Annotated in this window: 3 protein-coding genes; 2 read left to right on the forward strand and 1 reads right to left on the reverse strand. The window is 71.3% G+C overall.

The genetic code is table 11. The features are described from left to right. Window positions 1-420, reverse strand: a 420-nt coding sequence (locus G6024_RS10015; RefSeq protein WP_159148618.1) for a DUF3099 domain-containing protein, incomplete at its 3' end; no start/stop codon positions are given. 58 nt (window positions 421-478) lie between these two features. Here G6024_RS10015 and G6024_RS10020 point away from each other — a divergent pair. Both G6024_RS10020 and G6024_RS10025 read left to right on the forward strand, forming a co-directional pair. Next, on the forward strand, window positions 479-724 hold the full coding sequence (locus tag G6024_RS10020) for a DUF3039 domain-containing protein (protein WP_017837712.1): 246 nt from the start codon (window positions 479-481) through the stop codon (window positions 722-724). Then, window positions 717-2,345: DEAD/DEAH box helicase (locus tag G6024_RS10025; protein WP_422110364.1), on the forward strand; the 1,629-nt coding region annotated here is incomplete at its 3' end. The genes G6024_RS10020 and G6024_RS10025, both read left to right, overlap by 8 nt.

Below are 2,345 nucleotides of genomic sequence, written 5' to 3' on the forward strand. Positions count from 1 at the left end.
GGCCCGGGCGGCATCGGTGCCGGTGCCGCCGATGCCGCCGGCGCCGCGCCCGGACGGCGCGTCGGTCCCGGTGAGCCCGGGTGGCAGCGCATACGGGATGTTCGACGACAGGCGACCCGCCGTGTAGGTGCGGGCCTGTCCCTTGGGCAGGGGAGGCCGGTCATTGGCCCCGATGACGGCGATCCACGGGATCGGGATGGACCCCGCCACGATCGCCAGGGCGATCCACGGGTTGTTCCAGAGGGCCAGCGACCCCGCCGCCAGGAAGAGCGCGGGGATCCGGATACTCATCAGCAGGAAGTAGCGCTTCTTCCGGGCCGCCAGCTCGTCGTGGTACGACTCGCGCGCGCCCGTGATGAGAACGGGCCTCGAGGTGTCGTCCCGTTCCCCGGATCGCTGACGGCGGAAGTCGGGTGCCATGGGGCCCAAGGTACTCCGGCGTTGGCGCCGCGACGCCCGGGTGCGGCATCATGAGGGGGTGAGTACCACCCGGACGAAGACACTCGAGCGTCCCGAGGTCACGACGACCGAGGAGACGCAGGACGACGCACCCAAGTTCTTCCACTATGTGGACAAGAGCAAGATCGCCGAGAGCGCGGTCATGGGTTCCTACGTGATCGCCCTGTGCGGTGAGGTCTTCCCGGTCACCCGATCCGCGAAGCCCGGATCGCCGGTGTGCCCGGAGTGCAAGCGCGTCTACGAGACCCTGAAGCCTGGTGAGTGATCCCGGCGCGGTCCCGGGCCCAGACGAACAGACCGCAGAACACTCCACCCCGCCGGCCGGGGGTGCGTCGCTGCGCGCCTGGCAGCGCACCGCGCTGCGCAAGTACCTCATGGCGCGGCCGAAGGACTTCCTCGCCGTGGCGACCCCGGGCGCCGGCAAGACGACGTTCGGCCTGAGAGTCGCCTCCGAACTGCTCGCCGACCGCACGGTCGACGCGATCACCGTGGTGGCCCCCACCGAACACCTCAAGTACCAGTGGGCCGCCTCGGCCGCGCGCGCGGGCATCGCCCTCGACCCCGAGTACTCCAACACCTCGGGCGCGCTCGCCCCGGAATACCACGGCGTGGTGGTGACATACGCCCAGGTGGCCGCGCACCCGTTCAAGCACCGGGAACGCACCGCGTCCCGGCGCACCCTGGTGATCCTCGACGAGATCCACCACGGTGGTGACGCGAAGAGCTGGGGCGACGCGATCCGCGAGGCGTTCGAGGACGCGGAGCGCCGCTTGTCGTTGACCGGCACCCCGTTCCGGTCCGACGACAGTCCCATCCCGTTCGTCACCTACGAGCCCGACGGGCAGGGACACCAGCGCTCCAAGGCCGACCATTCCTACGGCTACGCCGATGCTCTGGCCGACGGCGTCGTCCGCCCCGTGGTGTTCCTCGCCTACTCGGGCGAGGCCCGGTGGCGCAGCAACGCCGGCGAGGAGTTCTCGGCCCGCCTCGGCGAGCCGCTGAGTGCCGACCAGACGTCCCGTGCCTGGCGCGTCGCCCTCGACCCCCACGGTGACTGGATGCCCGCCGTGCTCCAGGCGGCGCACACCCGGCTCCGGCAGATCCGCGCCGGCGGAGTGCCCGACGCCGGCGGTCTGGTGATCGCCACCGACCAGGAGCGCGCCCGCGAGTACGCGGCGCTCCTGACGGAGATCACCGGTACCCCGCCGACCGTCGTCCTCTCCGACGACCCGACCGCCTCGAGTCGGATCGGTACCTTCTCCGACTCCACCGACGAGTGGATGGTCGCGGTCCGGATGGTCTCCGAGGGCGTCGACGTGCCACGACTGAGCGTCGGCGTGTACGCCACCAGTGCCTCGACACCCCTGTACTTCGCGCAGGCGATCGGGCGGTTCGTCCGGTCCCGTCGGCCCGGGGAGACCGCGTCGGTGTTCCTCCCGTCCGTACCCGTGCTGCTGCAACTGGCTTCGCAGATGGAGGCGCAGCGCGACCACGTCCTGGGCAAGCCCCACCGGGAGGAGGGGCTGGAGGACCAGCTGCTCGCCCAGGCGAACCAGCAGCAGGACGAGAACACCGAGGACGACGAGGACCGCGGTTACATCTCCCTCGGCGCCGACGCAGAGCTCGACCAGATCGTGTACGAGGGCTCGTCCTACGGCACGGCCACATTCGCCGGCAGCGAGGAGGAGGCCGACTACATCGGGCTCCCCGGGCTGTTGGGCGCCGACGATGTCAAAGCCCTGCTGCGGCAGCGCGAGAAGGAACAGATCAAGCGCACGTCCGCCCAGTCCGCCTCCGGGGCGGGGTCGGTCGCGGTCGTGGGCGCCGACCCGGCGGTGTCCGGGGCGACCATCCCCGGCAACGCCGCCGGACCCGGCGCGCACGCC

The organism is Dietzia maris, assembly GCF_014144855.1.
Lineage (GTDB): Bacteria > Actinomycetota > Actinomycetes > Mycobacteriales > Mycobacteriaceae > Dietzia > Dietzia kunjamensis.